The 17,203-nt window shown below is 43.9% G+C and carries 15 protein-coding genes; 11 read left to right on the plus strand and 4 right to left on the minus strand.

Annotation, left to right across the window (positions count from 1 at the left end):
• Window positions 1–3: 3 nt before the first annotated feature.
• The 3 genes from ACYTXU_RS01470 to ACYTXU_RS01480 all read left to right on the plus strand — a co-directional run bounded on the left by ACYTXU_RS01470 (window position 4) and on the right by ACYTXU_RS01480 (window position 2,965).
• Window positions 4–975: a hypothetical protein gene (locus ACYTXU_RS01470; protein ID WP_462207820.1), complete on the plus strand. Its 972-nt coding sequence runs from the start codon at window positions 4–6 to the stop codon at window positions 973–975.
• A gap of 112 nt (window positions 976–1,087) precedes the next feature.
• Complete coding sequence (locus ACYTXU_RS01475) at window positions 1,088–1,624, plus strand: SRPBCC family protein (RefSeq protein WP_462207821.1); 537 nt, start codon at window positions 1,088–1,090, stop codon at window positions 1,622–1,624.
• 144 nt (window positions 1,625–1,768) lie between these two features.
• On the plus strand, window positions 1,769–2,965 hold the full coding sequence (locus tag ACYTXU_RS01480) for a phospholipase A (RefSeq protein ID WP_462207823.1): 1,197 nt from the start codon (window positions 1,769–1,771) through the stop codon (window positions 2,963–2,965).
• A 385-nt stretch (window positions 2,966–3,350) separates the two neighbouring features.
• Here the strand turns inward: ACYTXU_RS01480 and ACYTXU_RS01485 are convergent, their stop codons facing one another.
• Window positions 3,351–4,778, minus strand: a complete 1,428-nt coding sequence (locus ACYTXU_RS01485; RefSeq protein WP_462207824.1) for a M20 family metallopeptidase — start codon at window positions 4,776–4,778, stop codon at window positions 3,351–3,353.
• Window positions 4,779–4,891: 113 nt separating this feature from the next.
• Here ACYTXU_RS01485 and ACYTXU_RS01490 point away from each other — a divergent pair, with 113 nt between their 5' ends.
• Window positions 4,892–5,800, plus strand: a complete 909-nt coding sequence (locus ACYTXU_RS01490; RefSeq protein WP_462207825.1) for an MBL fold metallo-hydrolase — start codon at window positions 4,892–4,894, stop codon at window positions 5,798–5,800.
• 394 nt (window positions 5,801–6,194) lie between these two features.
• On the opposite strand, the gene ACYTXU_RS01495 is transcribed toward ACYTXU_RS01490, so the two are convergent.
• Window positions 6,195–6,929: a fumarylacetoacetate hydrolase family protein gene (locus ACYTXU_RS01495; RefSeq protein WP_462207827.1), complete on the minus strand. Its 735-nt coding sequence runs from the start codon at window positions 6,927–6,929 to the stop codon at window positions 6,195–6,197.
• Window positions 6,930–7,006: 77 nt separating this feature from the next.
• Here ACYTXU_RS01495 and ACYTXU_RS01500 point away from each other — a divergent pair, with 77 nt between their 5' ends.
• From ACYTXU_RS01500 to ACYTXU_RS01520, 5 genes are all read left to right on the plus strand, one after another.
• Window positions 7,007–7,438 carry a copper chaperone PCu(A)C gene (locus tag ACYTXU_RS01500; protein WP_462207828.1) on the plus strand — a complete coding sequence of 144 codons (432 nt, stop codon included), beginning with the start codon at window positions 7,007–7,009 and terminating at the stop codon, window positions 7,436–7,438.
• Window positions 7,439–7,479: 41 nt separating this feature from the next.
• Window positions 7,480–8,502 carry a DUF2333 family protein gene (locus tag ACYTXU_RS01505; protein WP_462207829.1) on the plus strand — a complete coding sequence of 341 codons (1,023 nt, stop codon included), beginning with the start codon at window positions 7,480–7,482 and terminating at the stop codon, window positions 8,500–8,502.
• A 583-nt stretch (window positions 8,503–9,085) separates the two neighbouring features.
• A complete protein-coding gene (locus ACYTXU_RS01510) occupies window positions 9,086–9,643 on the plus strand; it encodes an RNA polymerase sigma factor (protein ID WP_462207831.1) in 558 nt (185 codons plus the stop codon).
• A 62-nt stretch (window positions 9,644–9,705) separates the two neighbouring features.
• Complete coding sequence (locus ACYTXU_RS01515) at window positions 9,706–10,284, plus strand: hypothetical protein (RefSeq protein ID WP_462207832.1); 579 nt, start codon at window positions 9,706–9,708, stop codon at window positions 10,282–10,284.
• 201 nt (window positions 10,285–10,485) lie between these two features.
• The gene (locus ACYTXU_RS01520; RefSeq protein ID WP_462207834.1) at window positions 10,486–10,665 is read left to right on the plus strand and encodes a hypothetical protein; all 180 of its coding nucleotides are present in this window, start codon (window positions 10,486–10,488) and stop codon (window positions 10,663–10,665) included.
• A 76-nt stretch (window positions 10,666–10,741) separates the two neighbouring features.
• Here ACYTXU_RS01520 and ppa read toward each other — a convergent pair whose 3' ends face one another.
• Entirely contained in the window at window positions 10,742–11,272 is a 531-nt protein-coding gene (gene ppa, locus ACYTXU_RS01525) for an inorganic diphosphatase (protein WP_462207835.1), read from the minus strand.
• Window positions 11,273–11,520: 248 nt separating this feature from the next.
• On the opposite strand from ppa, the gene ACYTXU_RS01530 reads away from it, so the two are divergent.
• Both ACYTXU_RS01530 and ACYTXU_RS01535 read left to right on the plus strand, forming a co-directional pair.
• Window positions 11,521–13,524 (plus strand): sodium-translocating pyrophosphatase, encoded by a 2,004-nt coding sequence (locus ACYTXU_RS01530; RefSeq protein ID WP_462207836.1) that lies wholly within the window; start codon window positions 11,521–11,523, stop codon window positions 13,522–13,524.
• Between the two features lie 634 nt (window positions 13,525–14,158).
• On the plus strand, window positions 14,159–15,604 hold the full coding sequence (locus ACYTXU_RS01535) for a hypothetical protein (RefSeq protein ID WP_462207837.1): 1,446 nt from the start codon (window positions 14,159–14,161) through the stop codon (window positions 15,602–15,604).
• Window positions 15,605–15,640: 36 nt separating this feature from the next.
• On the opposite strand, the gene ACYTXU_RS01540 is transcribed toward ACYTXU_RS01535, so the two are convergent.
• Window positions 15,641–17,116 (minus strand): rhomboid family intramembrane serine protease, encoded by a 1,476-nt coding sequence (locus tag ACYTXU_RS01540; RefSeq protein WP_462207838.1) that lies wholly within the window; start codon window positions 17,114–17,116, stop codon window positions 15,641–15,643.
• Window positions 17,117–17,203: the final 87 nt, after the last annotated feature.

Below are 17,203 nucleotides of genomic sequence, written 5' to 3' on the forward strand. Positions count from 1 at the left end.
GTTATGAAAAAGACGCTGGTGCTCTTGTTTGGTTTGTTTACAGCTTTCTTATTATTGTTCTGGATGAAGGGTGAGCCTGATATTCAAACAGTTGAATTCGATCAGACTTCTCAAGTAACTACTCCACAACCAACTGAGGTCACTAATACTCAAAGTGAACCAGTTATAGAAACGGTTACAGCTAATCATGAGGCCGTGAACTCTGAGGGAACTAAAGCAAAACCTCCGTCGAATGTTTGCAAAGAGCAACTTGCTGAGCAGTATCCAGAGCTTGATAAACAGTTTAATCAAACGATTCAGGATTTTTATCTTAGTGAAGACGAGCTTGCAGGTGAGGGTGTCTATCAAGGAATGCCTTTTGAAACTCTGAAAGTGTTGGCTGATTCAAATAACTCCAAGGCTATGATCATTTACGGTTCGGAGAAAATTTGGTATTCGGCTTTAGGGGTTAGACTCTCAGGACCAGATAGTCGCTATCGCAGTTCGGAGCAAACCAAAGATATTGTGAATAGTCATAAAGTCGATCTTGATGGCATTAATGAAGGAGAGAGTTATCTTTATAAAGCTGCGATCTTTGGCAAGGTCGGGGCTATTTTTGAGATGACTTTGCTGCTTGATATGGCAGCAAAGCGATTGGATGCAAATTCCGGTGACGAAGATGTTATTCGGGAGCTGATTGCAAAAAGTTTAGCCTATGAAAAATTGCAGGTTGATATTCATCAGAGCGATCCTGCTCTAAAGGGCATGTTTTTAGATTCCGTAGGTTGGAGAGATAGTATCCAACGACTCTTTGCCGATCGGGAAGACTATGCTGAGATTAGAAAACAAATTGAGTCTGACGCAGAGAATATCTATAAAGAGGTTAAGGTGCGATGGGAGCATGATCGCGAGTATTATGGATTCGAGCTCTATCCCGATTACCTTCACGGTGAGTTGGAAGAGTATGCAAATGCCTATCTGGAATGTCATTTATAATGGTATCAACCAGCGCACAGCTGTTCGCTAAAACGTGAACTACGTCACTAAATTTGCATATCTGCATTAATTTACGCTAAAGTAGTAACTCTCCCTGAATGTTGGAGGTCCTATGAAGTTTCTTAAATGGTTACTAATCATTATTGTAGCTCTTGCAGTGATTTTAGTAGCGGTCGGTTTTATGATACCGCAACAACAACATGTTGAACGCTCCATTACTGTTTCAGCAACCAAAGATACCGTTTTCAATCAAGTCAATAACCTTCAAAATTTTAATAATTGGTCTCCATGGGCTGATCTTGATCCTAATGCTTCCTATACTTTTACCGGTCCCCAAAGTGGCGTAGGTGCGACGATGGCATGGGATAGTCAGGTGGCCGAAGTTGGATCTGGCACCTATAAAATTATTGAAAGTAATTATCCTAATCTTGTGAAGTTCGAAATGAAGTTAGGACAGGAGCAAATGCCTGCTGAGAGTTCATTTATTCTTGAAGAAATCTCCTATGAGGAAACTCGCGTAACTTGGACTCTTGATATTGATTTTGGCAATAATTTAATTGGCCGCTATTTAGGCTTGATGATGGATGGTGCCGTGGGCGCACAGTATGAGAAGGGACTTAAAAACCTCAAAGATGTGGTGGAGGGGTAGATGATAGGTTAGGTAGGTAGCTTCGTTTTGAGGCTGCCTATTTAACTTATTGTCTTTGTTATCACTTAGCACAACTATTCATGTTGTCTTCATTTTTTTCTGCTACAATTTTCTGCAATATAACTCTAACTAGTCAGTGATGATATGAAGTCTAAGACTTTGTTTTTAGTTTGCGCATTACCCTTAATTTTCATTTCTGTTCCTAGCTTTGCAGCCAGCCAGGATGAGTCACAGGGCGCTAGTTCTGAAGAAAACCCAGGCGCAAAAACAGGGGCTACTGAAGAGAAAAAGGATATCTTTGAGCATTCAAAAGAGACGCTTCAGAATGTTAAGGATGATTATGACCGCTGTATATTACAGGAGTTTGATCAGCGTGATAACGATACACCCATCTCTGAAATTCGGGCATATTGTTCAAAAGCCAGTAATCTAGCCATTTATCGCCCAAGCAAAGAACTGCTACCTGATGATAGTTTTACAGAAGCATCTGAAGATGGTTCAGACCAACCAAAGAAAGAAGACTCTGATGTCATTAAAAAACGTTTAAGACTGGAATATCGTGCCAGTGACAATCGTTTTGCAATTTTGCCGCATAAACCTAATTACTTGTTACCTTTGACCTTTAATAACCGGCCTAATCAAGAGGGGTTAAACTCAGGCAACCAGAGTGCTGATGTTGATAATGTTGAAGTGAAATTCCAGGTCAGTTTTAAAACACCTTTCTGGGAAAAGCCATTTGGCGAAAATACAGCTCTCTTTTTTGCTTATACCGGACAGTCATACTGGCAAGCCTATAACTCAGATGTGTCCAGCCCATTCCGCGAAACCAATCATGAACCAGAAATTTTTGCCGCTTGGGCCACCGACTGGAAAGTGGGGGGCTGGCAAGTGCCATTATTTACCGCAGGGGTGTCACACCAATCCAATGGCCAGTCCGGATTAAGATCCCGTAGTTGGAATCGTATCTATACTGAAATGGCTTTTGAAAAAGATCGTTGGGTAATACTATTTAAACCTTGGTGGCGGATTCCAGAAGAGCGCAAAGAAGACCCTTTGCAACCGGATGGTGATGATAATCCAGATATCGATGATTATATGGGGTATTTTGAGCTTTATACGGCTTATAAATGGGGCGAGCAAAATTTCGGTGTTACCTTGCGCAATAATTTACGCAGTGATAATAAAGGCGCAGTCCAGCTTGATTGGACATTCCCATTAGATGACGACGGAAAACTACGTGGTTATGTTCAGTACTTTAATGGCTATGGTGAAAGTCTGATTGACTACAATCGCCATGTGAACCGTTTAGGGGTTGGGTTTGTGCTGACGGATTGGTTGTAGGTGGCTTAATTTGTTGCATGCGTCATTCTCGCGAAGGCGGGTGACCAAAGGGAATGCCCTCGGGTAAATCCATGCTCTTCTTAATATCATTCCTCTATTTTGTTTTTCGCCACTCGGCGAGTTCCTTTTCTTTACTTGTCTAAAGAAAAGGAACGAAAAGAAAGGACACCCCGTGATTGAGGTTTCGCTTTGCGAAACTCCCTTCGTATTCACCAATCCACTTAACGCACCGTAAAATACGTTCCATCCTTGGCCCGAATTTTACTATTCAAAACTTCCTGTTTTGAATTGCTATGAATTGGTTACTACTCAGCTCAATCAAAAGGGGATTTAGGGTGCGAGACTGAGAGTTTCAATCTTAATACTGAACCCCTCAAGCTATATATTAATTCCTTTTATAATGATCAACGATTACTTGTGACACGCAGGTGGTTAACTTCTTGGCAAAGGGAATATGCAGAAACTCATTCGGGCCATGCGCATTCGAATTAGGTCCTAATACTCCGGTAATCATAAATTGAGCTTTGGGGAACTTTTCGCCTAACATTCCCATGAATGGAATGGTGCCGCCTTCGCCCATGTACATGGCTGGTTTGCCATAAACCTCTTGCGAACCACGCTCTAAGGACTCTGCTAACCATGGCGCAACGTCTGGCGCATTCCATCCATCGCCATCCTGATCCGATTCAAAACTCACTTTGGCGCCACTCGGCGGAGTCTCGGTTAGAATTTTGGTTAATGCTTCTGTAGCTTTTTTACTGTTGGCTGTGGGTGGCAGTCGAAGTGATAATTTCAGAGACGTGGTTGGGCGCAGAACATTACCGGCGTTTTCGATTTCTGGCATACCTGAAGCACCGGTATAGGATAGAGCTGGTCGCCAATTACGATTGAGTAAGCGTTCGAAGTTATTTTCTGCCATCGGCTCAACGCCTTCGACAAAAGGGTAAGCTTCGACTATGCCATCTCCTAACACTTCGGCAACTTTGAGCGTTTGCTCTAATCGTTGGTGAGGGATATCTGCATAAAATTCTTTAGGCAACAGTCTGCCGCTTTTATCATCTTCGAGACGATTGAGCAGTTGGCGAATAATGCGGAAGGATGAAGGAACAACGCCGCTGCCCATGCCTGAGTGAATGCCTTCACGCAGAACATCAACTTTTAAGGTGCCGCTGGTCATGCCGCGCAAACTCATGGTGCACCATAGTTGCTCATAATTACCTGCCCCAGAATCTAAACAGATGACTAATGACGGCTCGCCAATACGGTCACGCAGCTGGTCGATGTAGTAGGGCAGATCATAACTGCCGGACTCTTCACAAGCTTCAATAATCACCACGGTGCGAGCATGCGGCAGTCCCTGCTTTTGAATGGCCATTAAAGCAGTTAATGATGCATAAGCTGCGTAACCATCATCGGCACCGCCACGACCATATAATTTGTCATCACGCATCACTGGAATCCATGGGCCTAGGCCTTCTTCCCAGCCAGACATCTCAGGCTGTTTATCCAAGTGGCCATACATCAAAATCGTGTCATCATCTGGGTTATTGGTGCCGTCGCTGGCAGCAATTTCCATAAATATAATCGGGGTTCTGCCCTCAATGCGCACAATTTCCAGTGTCTTGTTCGGAATATCCTGAGCATCGCACCAGTTGGCAATCTGTTGAACCGCCTGCTCCATGTAACCGTGTTCATCCCATTTAGGATCGAAGTGGGGCGATTTGTTGGGGATTTTGATGTATTCAATTAACTCTGGAACAATCTCCTCGTCCCATTTTTTATCGATAAACTCTTGTGCCAGTTGGGTATCCATAAAAGTCTCTTAGTGTTTGTTGGGCCTATTCACAATTATTTTACATAAGTTTCGGTTAAACTGTAGACCACGAATGTAAACAAATATGGGGTAAGACTATGATTAAGGGAAACATGCTTAAAAGAACAATGTTGAAACAGACACTTACTGCGTTAAGTTTGATGCTGGCGTTTAGTGGACAGGCTTTTGCTCATGCGGATAGTGGCCCTGAAGTAGAAATCAAAGCACAGAAATTAACAGATGGGATTTATGTCCTTTTTGGTCAGGGTGGCAACATAGGCCTGTCAGTCGGTGATGATGGCGTCTACATGATTGACGATCAGTTTGCACCGCTGTCAGACAAAATCAAGGCGACTGTTGCGGAAATCACAGACCAGCCTGTTAGCTACTTAATCAATACTCACTGGCATGGTGATCATATCGGCGGTAATGAAAACTTTGCCAAAAGTGGCACAGTGATTGTGGCGCACGACAATGTTAGACAGCGCATGAGTACAGGCTTGGAGATGTCAGCTCTCGGCCGTAAAGTGGATCCTTCACCAGAAGCCGCTTTACCTGTGATTACTTTTGACAGTGAAATCACATTACATCTGAACGATGATGAAATGCGCGTGTACCATGTTGCTAAAGCACACACTGACGGTGATGCAATCATCTACTTCGCCAAAGACAACGTCTTACACATGGGCGATACCTACTTTAATATTGGTTATCCCTTTATTGATGTCAGCAGCGGCGGAACCATTGGTGGTTACATTGCAGCGGTAGAAAAAGGATTATCGTTAGCGAATGACGACACACAAATTATTCCAGGCCACGGGCCAATGTCGAATAAAAAAGAACTGTCTGAATTTGTAGCCATGCTCAAAGAACTACGCAGCTCTATTGCAAAGTTGAAAGACAAAGGCATGAGTCTGGAACAAGTATTAGCTGCAAAGCCAAGCGCTAAATATGACGAAGAGAATGGTAAGAATTTCATTAAGCCTGATCAGATCGTCACCTTTATTTATCAGACGTTGTGATGTGGTTAAGAGGTCTTATGATCTTAGGTGCTCATTTATAAATCAACCACTCTTCAGGCTTGCTCCAATTAGCCCCTTTGATTGAGCTGAGTAGTAGCCAAGACATAGCAATTCAAAACAGGATGTTTTGAATAGTAAAATTCGGGCCAGGGAAGGAACGTATTTTACGGTGCGTTAAGTGTCTTGGCGGATGCGAAGGGAGTTGAGCAAAGCGAAACCTCAATCACGGGGTGGTCTTCTTTTGGTTACTTTTCTTGACCACGCAAGAAAAGTAACTCGCTGAGTAGCGAAATAGTAGTTCAAGGAATGTCTTATAGATATTATGGATCCCCGCCTTCGCGGGGATGACGCGCTTATGAGTTATTCAGGTTACTTTTAGAGTAACAAATAAAGGTCAAACAACCGTAAACGCTAACTTCAATCGATTTAGCATTTCCGCCTGAACTAGCTGACCTTTTTTAATGGGGCCAACCCCTTCTGGCGTTCCAGTAAAAATTAAATCTCCGGGTTGTATCGCTATATGCTTTGACAGTTCGCTGATGATCTCAGGAATTGACCAGATCATATTGCTGATGTCGGCGGACTGCCTTGGTTCGTTGTCTACCGATAATGAAATATTGCCCGAGCTGACCAGCCCCAACTCTTCTTTGAGAATAATGGAGCTAATAGGAGCGCACTGATCAAAACCTTTCGCTAATTCCCACGGCAGTCCTTTCTTCTTGGCTTCTGTCTGTAAATCACGTTTTGTCAGGTCAATGCCTAATGCATAACCTAAAATACACTGTTCGGCTTCCTCGGCGGTTACCGATTCTGCTGGCTCACCAATAGCAACAACCAACTCTACTTCGTGATGTAAATCATTGGTCATTTTAGGGTAGGGAAGCCTTTTCGGGTTAACGACAATCGAATCTGCCGGTTTGCTGAAGAAAAAAGGCGGCTCTCTGTCATCAAAGCCCATTTCGCGTGCATGAGCAGCGTAATTGCGGCCAACGCAATAGATTCTTCTAACCGGAAACTGACTATCGTAAATAGGTTCTGAACCAGTAGAAAAACCTTCATCACTGTCGGAGTCGATAACATTGATAACAGGAATCATCGGAATTGGAGCGGGTTCGATAATGTTCTTCATAAGTTGGTCATAGAGTTAGAAAGAGTTTGTCAGTACAATACTCGTATCGCGTCAAATTTTCCAATTAAAGCAGAATTATGAACTCTTTTAAGATTTTATTGTTATTAGCATTGCTCACTCTCGGCATTTTATCCGGATGTTCGCCTAAGCCAGATATTGAAATTCAAGACCCATGGTTACGGCTGATGCCGGAAGGTGTTAAAAGCACCGCTGGGTTTGTGACCATTAAAAATAATACCGACTCGCCGATTGTGTTAGAAGATGTGTCCTTAGATTGGGCCAAGCATGCCATGCTACATGAGTCGAAAGTGGTCGATGGCATGGCCAAAATGCAACATCTGGACGAGCTGGAAATCGAGAATGAACTGGTTTTTCAACCAGGAGCTAAACACATCATGATTATGGGCGTAAAAGAAACGCTGATTGAAGGTGAAAGTTATAATATTCGTTTACATTTTAAGGATAGAGAACCTCTTGAGGTTGCTTTCAAAGTTCGCCAAGCTAACTGATAGAAGCAGTCGTATCGATTAATTAATAGGGAAAGATAAACATGAGTGAATCTAATATTGAGATTGATGAAGTGACCGGTAAAGGCCGCGGACGGAAAAAATGGTCTGCAGCCTTGGCCACTATTATTGTACTGCTGGTACTGATGTTAGTGTTTATCTTTATCTGGAGTTCAGAGCCTGACCCTGTTGATATCAATGCTATTGAGCAGAGTTACGCCGGAGAGCCGCCACGAGGTTATGTAACGGTAGAAACGACAGCGCAAATTGTCGAAAATCTACTGAATAAAAGCGGTGGCTTTTTAAGTAATGACATTATGCCGCCGAGTGTTTTTATGGACAATATGCCAGCCTTTGAATTTGGTGCTCTGGTGCAGATTCGCGATATAGCTCAGGTGCTTCGTAATGATATCAGCCGTTCTCAATCACAGTCGCTTGAAGATGAAGCACTAAAATTCGCCGAGCCGGCTTTTAACATTGACCATAGAAAGTGGATGTTCCCACGGGCGGAACGTGAATATCGCAAAGGTGTTAAGTTATTAAGAGAATACCGTGATCGCTTGGCTGACCCGCAGGACTCCAATACTCAGTTTTATGCACGCTCGGACAATCTTCGTTCCTGGTTATACTTAGTCAGCAAACGTCTTGGTGGCTTATCGCAACGATTAAGTGCCAGCGTTGGTCGTTCCCGAATTAACACTGACTTGGCTAATGATGCCTCAGCAGAACAGTCCACACCCACAAGCTCGATTGTTACGGTGACAACGCCGTGGATGGAGATCGACGATGTATTCTGGGAAGCGCGTGGTGCAACCTGGGCGCAGATTCAATTACTCAAAGCGATCGAGAAAGACTTTGCCCATGTATTGGAAGATAAGAATGCGCGTACCAGTTTTCAGCAGATTATTATGGAGCTGGAAGCGACTCAGGAGCCTATTTGGAGCCCAATGATCCTGAATGGTGATGAGTTTGGTTTCTTTTCTAATCATTCGCTGGTGATGTCTTCTTATATTTCCCGCGCCAATGCCGCAACAATTGATTTGATTGATCTATTGAAAGGCGGTTAAGTATAGGCTTGAGCTATGATTTATAGTTGGAAGCTATTAGGTTTATAAAAACAATCAATTTTATTAATAACCACTGAAGCAGCATAATAACTCCTGAAACGAGCAAATACAGATGGTTTCAGGAGTTGCCCTCCTAACACTTCGAAGCTGTTTGTATTGCTCAGGTTTTACCCCTGTAGAAAGTGAAGTCATTCTCTAACTTCTTTCTCTATTAGAGAGCTGTATATTAGAGAACATGACATCCCCATTTAGGCCCTTCCCCAAGGGCCTTTTTTTCTTTCAGCGCTTATCTTTCCTTGCTTACTTACTCTTTGCTTGCCAGCAATGGCGTTTTACTTGTTTGGTGTACACAAGCTATATTGGGTGTAAGCAATAAGAAACATAGGATGTTGCAAGTTATAGGATGGGTTAGCCGTAGGCGTAACCCATCAATCAACACAGTGTAGAGTATAGCGATGGGTTACACTGGCGTTACCCCATCCTATGTTTAGAGCTAATACTATTTTGGATTTTGCTGCATATTAATAGGCTGTGACTAAACCCTTTTGCTAAACTGGGCGTCTAAAGGTTAAACACAGCGAAAATGAAAACCTTGCAAGCACAGCCCATAGAACAACAGGACGCAGATAACCAGGCCCAGCTGGTCGCTTTAGCGAAGCAGGGAGATATGCAGGCGTTTGAAAGTCTATATCGGTTGTTCAGCCACAAGATTTATTTGCTGTGTGTGCGGATGACAGGACGTCCGGCGCTGGCCGAAGAGCATATGCAGGATGCTTTTATCAAAGCCTGGCAAGCGCTGCCAAGCTTTGAAGGCAATAGTAAATTCAGCACCTGGGTTTACCGCATTGCGGTCAATGTGGTGCTCAATGAACAGCGCAAGAATCACATCGAGATTTATGCGGACCAGGACTGGCAACAGGCTTTTGAAGATGAACTGTCGCAAACGCACCATCCGCAACAGATTGATTTGGAAAAAGCGATTGTGAAATTGCCGGCGCAAGCCAGAAATGTGTTATTGCTGCATGATCTTATGGGCATGACCCACGAAGAAGTAGGCGATACACTAGGCATCGCCAGCGGAACCTGCAAGGCGCATTTAAGCCGCGCACGAGTATTACTCAAAGAGCAGCTAGATCGATAGTGGATCAGTGATTCGATCATTTGATTAGGCAGTGTAGATAGGTAATTTGAATAGGTAATGGTATGACAGATAAACAATTAACAGAGCAAGAGACTAAAGCGCTTGTCGAGCGTCTGCAGCAGTTGCCCGATGCCATTGAAGCGCCTGATCGCTGGAGCCAGATTAAGGCAAAACTCGAAGCAGAAGCTTCGGCTGAGTCTTCAGCAAATGCCGACAATGATCAGGTAAAGCAAACAACGCATCGAAAATTCTGGCAACCCATGGCGGTTGCAGCAGCTTTAGTGTTAGCGGTGACCTTCTATACCATTTCGCCATGGCAACAGAATCAATCGTCTTCAACAACGATTGCCAATAACTCTACTGTCTCGCAATCGAGCACAAACCATGTTGCTAGTTTTGGCATGACTCTGGCTAGCCTTGAGTTGGCCAACAGCCAATATTACGCCAAACTAGGCTATCAACTCGAACAGTCACAAGCTGGCCTCGACCCCGCAGTACGTCAATCTCTAAAAGACCTGCGAAGCGCGCAAGAACAATATGCCGCAGCACTTGAGCAACAGCCTAAAGACTTAAAACTACAACAGCAGTTAATCGAGATGTACCAGAAAGAAAGACATCTTCTACAAAAGATTATTGCCTGATGGTATGGATAGTTAAAATTCATGATGATGCTTAATGAATTACAGAGTTGTAACCAATAGCACCAAGATCCCCCTTAGATTGAGCTGAGTAGTAGCCAAGACATAGCAATTCAAATCTTGGATGATTTGAATAGTAAAATTCGGGCCATGGATGGAACGTATTTTACGGTGCGTTCAGTGGCTTGGCGGAGACGAAGGCAGTTGAGCGAAGCGAAACCTCAATCTCGGGGCGCCGTTCTTTTTGGTTCCTTTTTCTTAGGCGTTAAGAAAAAGGGACTCGCCGGAGAGGGCGAAACACTCAGTATAGGAATGAAGGAACAAAACATGGATTTACCCGAGGGTATTCCCTGCGGTAAAGGACAAAAAAATGCCGTTAACTAATTGTAGTCAACGGCATTTCTATATATCGGATATATAAAAAGTCAGCAGGACGACCTGGTAACTTAATATCTACCGATTAGCTGTTTTTAAAAGCTTCGATACCTTCAAGGATTTCTTGCTTGGCGGCTTCTGAGCCTTCCCAGCCATCAATCTTGACCCATTTGCCTGGCTCAAGATCTTTGTAATGTTCGAAGAAGTGTTCGATCTGGTTGCGTAACAACTCTGGAATTTCTTCAATTTCGTGAATGCCTTGATACATTGAGCTTAGTTTGCCTGTTGGGATGGCAACAAGTTTGGCATCTTCGCCAGATTCGTCACTCATTTTCAAAACGCCAACTGGACGACAAGAAATCACACAACCTGGAAGTAATGGGAAAGGTGTTGGTACCAATACGTCAACCGGGTCGCCATCTTTTGATAAGGTTTTGTTTACATAACCGTAGTTGGTCGGGTAGTGCATACAAGTTGCCATGAAGCGGTCAACAAACAAAGCGCCGGTTTCTTTATCGACTTCGTATTTGATCGGGTCGCTGTGTGCTGGAATTTCGATAATGACGTTAATTTCATCCGGTGCGTTTTTACCCGGGCCTACATTGTCCAAGCTCATTATTTTACCTTTCAGTGTTAGGAGTTTTACCCAAAAGAACGATGCGCCAAAGTGGCGTTCAAACCGTTCATTGTTCGAAGGGCGCGTATTATAACGGCCTTTGTTCACAAAATAAATTGAATAATCGGTGAACATCTTGCGTAAAAATTGTACAAAGCGAAAAACTGCTATAGACTGAATTCGAGGTTTGTAAAAAACCGATAACAATCAAAGATATAAACAGTAATCAATACACGCATGGGGGATGTATGACAGACAACATGATATTGCCACCACTATTAGGCTTAATAGGTTTGGCTTTTGCATTTATCATTTATTTCGTCGTTAAAAGATATCCAGAAGGTGACGACAAGATTAAGAAAATCGGCAACGCCATTCACTCTGGCGCCATGGTTTTCATGCACCGAGAATACCGAATGCTCGCACTATTTGCGGGCATTTTGTTTATTATACTGTGGCTTTCGCCGTTGGGCGGTAATACTGCTCTGGCATTTGCGGTGGGCGCGATCTCTTCAGCATTGGCTGGCTATATCGGCATGTACACTGCCACTAAAGCTAACGTCAGAACTACAACTGCCGCACATACCAAAGGCGCTGCCGAAGCATTAAGCGTAGCCTTCTTCGGTGGTTCCATTATGGGGCTGTGCGTAGCCTCGCTAGGCTTGATGGGCTTGGGTGGTCTTTACTGGTATTTCGGCGGTGACCCCGAGACCGCACACTATATTCATGGCTTCGGTATGGGTGCCTCGTCAGTGGCTCTGTTCAGTCGTGTTGGTGGTGGTATTTTCACCAAGTCAGCGGATGTTGGCGCCGATCTGGTGGGTAAGCTCGAAGCCGGTATTCCGGAAGATGATCCGCGCAACCCTGGCGTTATAGCTGATAACGTAGGTGACAATGTGGGTGATGTAGCCGGTATGGGCTCGGATATTTTCGAATCCTACTGTGGCGCCATGATCGCATCGATAGCGATTGCAGCAACCATGGCTACTTCCGATTTGGGCGCGCAAAATGTGTTAATGGCAGCACCGCTGGCATTAGCTTCAGTTGGCCTGATCTGTTCCATATTAGGCATCATGTTGGTCAAATTAATGTCCAGTAATAAGCCCGAAGTGGCACTGCGAGTGGGCACGATTGGCGCGGCGGTGTTGTTTGTTATAGCTGCCTATTTCTTACTGCAAAACATGGAAATCTCCAATAATGTATGGCTGGCAGTACTGTGCGGTGCTGTGGGTGGGATCATTATTGGCCTGGTCACAGAGTATTACACCTCAGGTGCACCAATTCGTCATATTGCTAAATCAGGCGAAACCGGCGCTGCAACTGTGATGATTTCAGGGCTTGCGGTCGGTATGCAATCGGTTGTTGTGCCAGTCTTGACCTTGGCAGCCATTATCTTTATTTCCACCGAGCTAGCCGGAGTCTATGGTGTTGGTATTGCTGCGGTGGGTATGTTGGCAACGGTTGGTATCACCATGGCCATTGATGCTTACGGGCCAGTAGCCGATAACGCTGGCGGAATCGCTGAAATGGGTGGCCTCGGCAAAGAAACGCGTGATATTACCGACTCGCTAGATGAACTGGGTAATACCACTGCAGCAATCGGTAAAGGTTTTGCCATCGGTGCAGCTGCATTGGCGGCTCTGGCGATTATCGTAGCCTTCGTTGAAACCGTGAACGCCAAATACGGTGCGGAAGAGTTTATTTTGCACATCGGTGATCCACAAGTATTGATGGGCTTATTTATCGGCGGCTTGATTCCGTTCCTGATTGCGTCAATAACCATGACCGCAGTGGGTGACGCAGCCTTTGAGATGATTCATGAAATCCGCAGGCAGTTTAGAGAGATTACAGGTCTGCTAGAAGGTAAAGCCGAGCCAGACACCGAAAAATGTGTCGCCATCGCAACCGATGCAGCTCTCAAGAAAATGATCCTACCAGGCGTAATAGCTGTTGCAGCACCGCCATTAGTGGGCTTCCTGCTTGGAGCCGAAGCATTAGGTGGCATGTTGGGTGGCGCCCTGGTCAGTGCAGTCTTGTTAGCATTGATGATGGCCAACGCCGGTGGTGCATGGGACAACGCCAAGAAATACGTGGAAAAAGGTAATCATGGCGGCAAAGGTTCAGATGTTCACGCAGCGACAGTGGTCGGTGACACCGTAGGCGATCCCTTCAAGGATACCTCAGGGCCATCGATGAACATTTTGATTAATGTTATGGCGATTGTGTCCTTGGTCATCGCCCCATTATTGTAGAAAGCGTTTAAAATTACCTTTGGCTTTGGCAATGCCCTCAGCGCTAACGATGTGTGAGGGGCGGTAGGGGCAGACCGATGTGTCTGCCCGATTTCTTCTGTGACATACTCCGGATTCTGATCCACTGGTCCTTGATGCTCCATCGAGGCTACAGCTATTTTCCTCATTTTAGGGTGAGTGCATTGCCGCGCCAGAGGACGAATTTATTTCGCTTCTCCGATCTTGTACTTCAATTAACTCAATTTGTTAAAAAAACCAGCGCTAACGATGTGTGAGGGGCGGTAGGGGCAGGCCAATGTGCCTGGCCGATTTCTTCTGCGAGATACTGCGATTGCTGACTCATTGGCCCTCGAAGTTCCTTCGAGGCTACAGCTATTTTCTTTATTTGAACTTTGGCACTAGTCCAGAGTTGGTCATCCTGACGAAAGTCAGGATCTGCTCTTGGCTTTATATAGGGCAGACACATCGGTCTGCCCCTACCTGGTGTTTTGGGTTTGCTTTACCGCACTAACTACAATTCGATACACGCAGAAAATTCATATTTTCCCCAACCTTTGCTAAAGTGCTAAATGCATCCAAAAAAATAATCATAAAAAACCAATTATTCTTATAAATTATTGTTCAAGGATTAGGTATGAACTGTAAATATCATCTACATAAAAAAGCTTTGTGGCATTGTAATCACTGCGATACCCCCTTTTGTATTGACTGTTGCGATGTTGAACCTGGCATGCATGCTCCCCGCTGTTTATTGTGCCGTAATAACATGGATTCTTATGGTATTAGCGACCATGTCGAACCGTTCTGGAATAAACTGAGCCTATTTAATGGTTATCCATTCCAAAAGAATGCTATGAGCTTTCTGGGCATTTTCATGGCAATTGCCTTTGTAGTAGGGATTATAAATAGTGCTATTCCTGTTTGGCTGATTAATGTAGTACTCAAGGTGATGTTGTTTTCTGTGGGCATTACTTATGTATTCAGTGTGTTAACTAAGGTGGCGAGAGGGGAGTTTGATGCGCCGAGCAATGATGAAGTGACGCTCAACAATTCGAATGATATGACTGGAAAAGTCATTGGCCTTTATTTAGTGCTTATTGGCATGGGCTTTCTGATCACTCTTTCTGCGGGAGGCATGGGCTTATTGATCTTTGCGACAGCTATAGGTTTCTTCTTCCCTGCCATGATGATCAACCTGGGAATGATAAAAGATATAGGTGCAGCAATTAACCCATCTGATTTGCTTAGAACTGTCACTGGTATTGGCTGGCCCTATCTGTTGCTGGTTTTATTTGTCTATTTAATCGGCTTGGGTCTACAGTTCGCACAAAGCACGATTTACTTCTGGTTACCGGAGTTTATTTCATACCCGCTTATCTATGGTGCTTTGGCATTCTTTTATATCATGATGTTTAGCATGTTCGGCTATGTTGTCTATCAGTATCATGCGGAACTTGGCTACGGCATTGATGCAGAGCAAATCATGAATAATGAGAATGTTCAGCAAGTCGAAGAGCTTAGAAAGCTGGCGCATGCTGATGTATATATTCAGGAAGGGCGATTTGATGATGCCGAGGCTGTGTTGTATGAGACTGCTAAAAATCCTCAGTATAGCGCGCAAGCATTGGAGCGTTTAATTAAGCTCAATATTGCTCGCAATAATCCAGTTGCAACGGTTAAAGCGGCGCGTGCCTATTTTGATCAGAAAGACTTATTCAGACATGCGCCTAAAGCTTTGGCCCTGTATCAGGAAATTGACTCTTTTGAGCCACGCTTTAAGCCGATGAATGCCAGTGCTCGCGCTGTGCTTATTGGTGCGATACGTAATCCGAAGCTATTACCGGTGGTAGAAAAACTGACTACCGATATGCAGGAAAAATTTGAGCAGGATCCAGACTTGGCTAAAGCTCTGTCTGCAGAAGCCAAGTTTTATGCTGAAGTCATGAACGATGATGACAAGGCGATTGATTTGCTAAAAAAGTTACTCGCTAAGTTCCCACACGGCAGTCATAAAATAGAAGCAGAAAGACTGTTAGGCGTTTGTACGAACATGAAGCAGACACTGAGTCCTAATACATAAATCAATCATCGAATAAACGTTAAAAGCGCTACAGGATTATTCCTCTTGTAGCGCTTTTTTTGCTTCTTGTCCGGCAAAGGTATCGGGGTATTTTTGGCTTAATAATCCCAATACTTTTTGTTTGCCCTGCCAGTCGCCATTTTGTCCTGCGGCAAAAGCAAAATGCAGCAACAAATCAGGAAGCTTTTCTAAATTATGATAGTGTTGAACCAGTAGCGTGATAATCGGCTTGATTGGTTCAGTCTTTTTATGTCGAACTTGTTTACGTGCATAATCCAGCAAAATATTGGCTGGAATCGGCTTAAAGCCAATGCCGTTATGTTTCAAATCGTTCAGGCACTGATCAGCGAGCGATGCCAGCGACTCGTTATGAACTGAACCTTGCATAATCTCAGCACATAAAGACGCATAGTTTGTAGAACCTGGTGATGCCTTCTCTAAATTATATAAACGATTTAAAACATCTTTATTGTGAGGCTGATCGCGCAAAATGCTATAGAAATGAGTTTTTGCCTGCTCGAAGTTCAGGTTCTGTGTAGCGGCCAGACCTTTGCGGTAATGATCGTCAATGCGTTCCGCCGTATCATCTTTTACTGGCACATCAATAAACTCAGTGGTGTTTTCTGCACTTGCTGCCTGGGGATTGAACTTGATCAGTTTAAGTAACCAGACACAAATTGCGCCACCCAACAATCCGCCAAAGTGAGCCATATAGGCAACATTGTCATTGCTCATACTGTCTTGTACTAATTCTTTTGCCAGCCAATAAAATAAGACTAATGCAGCCGGTAATCGAACATAGTTAAAAATCACAAAAACCCAGTAGAAATAGCGGATACTCTTTAATCCATACCAGGCGGCAAATCCACCCATCAGGCCAGCAATAGCACCTGATGCACCGACCAGAGGGACGAATTTATCATCTGTTGTGATGGCAAAGAAAGTTACAGCTACCAAACCTGACAGGATGTAAGTGGTGAACATTTTGGTTCGACCCATTAATAATTCGAGGTTGTAGCCAAACAAAAACAGAAAGATCATGTTGCCTATCAGGTGGCCTATATCGCCATGCATAAACATATGGGTAAAGGCAGTAAATAGGCTCGGATCAGAGGGAAAAAATGCGTATTGGAAAATCGATGCCTCGCCGAGAATGGATTCAAGCTCTTCTCGCTTCTTACGCCATTCAATCGAATAATCTGTCCGCGATTTAATGTATTTTGCAAATTTCTGATCCAATAAGACCGATTGAACTAAGTACTCTTCGGGGATATTGGGGTTATTTAATGCGTCATAAAGATCGCCTCTCTCTTCCAATGAGTAATCCTTGAGTGCTTGTCGCTCAAGGCTCATCATGTCTTCCTCAAGATAAAATTCTATACCTTGATAAAAAATATCATCGTCATTTGATTGCAATGAAAAAAAAGCAATAACGTTTACGAGAATGATCAGAATCGTCAAAATCGGCGGATTTTTTTTAGAAATTCGGTTTTCGGCTGGTATCAGTAGCATTGTTTATAGTTATGTATATCCCTCAAAGGCCTTACTCTAACTGATTTTATAGGTATTGTTAAAAATAAATTAACCCTTTCCATAAAT

The sequence above is a fragment of the Kangiella sp. M94 genome, from assembly GCF_054926195.1.

Coding starts and splice junctions, on each gene's coding strand:
- ACYTXU_RS01470 (WP_462207820.1), top strand. CDS start 4: ATGAAAAAGACGCTGGTGCTCTTGTTTGGTTTGTTTACAGCTTTCTTA.
- ACYTXU_RS01475 (WP_462207821.1), top strand. CDS start 1,088: ATGAAGTTTCTTAAATGGTTACTAATCATTATTGTAGCTCTTGCAGTG.
- ACYTXU_RS01480 (WP_462207823.1), top strand. CDS start 1,769: ATGAAGTCTAAGACTTTGTTTTTAGTTTGCGCATTACCCTTAATTTTC.
- ACYTXU_RS01485 (WP_462207824.1), bottom strand. CDS start 4,778: ATGGATACCCAACTGGCACAAGAGTTTATCGATAAAAAATGGGACGAG.
- ACYTXU_RS01490 (WP_462207825.1), top strand. CDS start 4,892: ATGCTTAAAAGAACAATGTTGAAACAGACACTTACTGCGTTAAGTTTG.
- ACYTXU_RS01495 (WP_462207827.1), bottom strand. CDS start 6,929: ATGAAGAACATTATCGAACCCGCTCCAATTCCGATGATTCCTGTTATC.
- ACYTXU_RS01500 (WP_462207828.1), top strand. CDS start 7,007: ATGAACTCTTTTAAGATTTTATTGTTATTAGCATTGCTCACTCTCGGC.
- ACYTXU_RS01505 (WP_462207829.1), top strand. CDS start 7,480: ATGAGTGAATCTAATATTGAGATTGATGAAGTGACCGGTAAAGGCCGC.
- ACYTXU_RS01510 (WP_462207831.1), top strand. CDS start 9,086: ATGAAAACCTTGCAAGCACAGCCCATAGAACAACAGGACGCAGATAAC.
- ACYTXU_RS01515 (WP_462207832.1), top strand. CDS start 9,706: ATGACAGATAAACAATTAACAGAGCAAGAGACTAAAGCGCTTGTCGAG.
- ppa (WP_462207835.1), bottom strand. CDS start 11,272: ATGAGCTTGGACAATGTAGGCCCGGGTAAAAACGCACCGGATGAAATT.
- ACYTXU_RS01530 (WP_462207836.1), top strand. CDS start 11,521: ATGACAGACAACATGATATTGCCACCACTATTAGGCTTAATAGGTTTG.
- ACYTXU_RS01535 (WP_462207837.1), top strand. CDS start 14,159: ATGAACTGTAAATATCATCTACATAAAAAAGCTTTGTGGCATTGTAAT.
- ACYTXU_RS01540 (WP_462207838.1), bottom strand. CDS start 17,116: ATGCTACTGATACCAGCCGAAAACCGAATTTCTAAAAAAAATCCGCCG.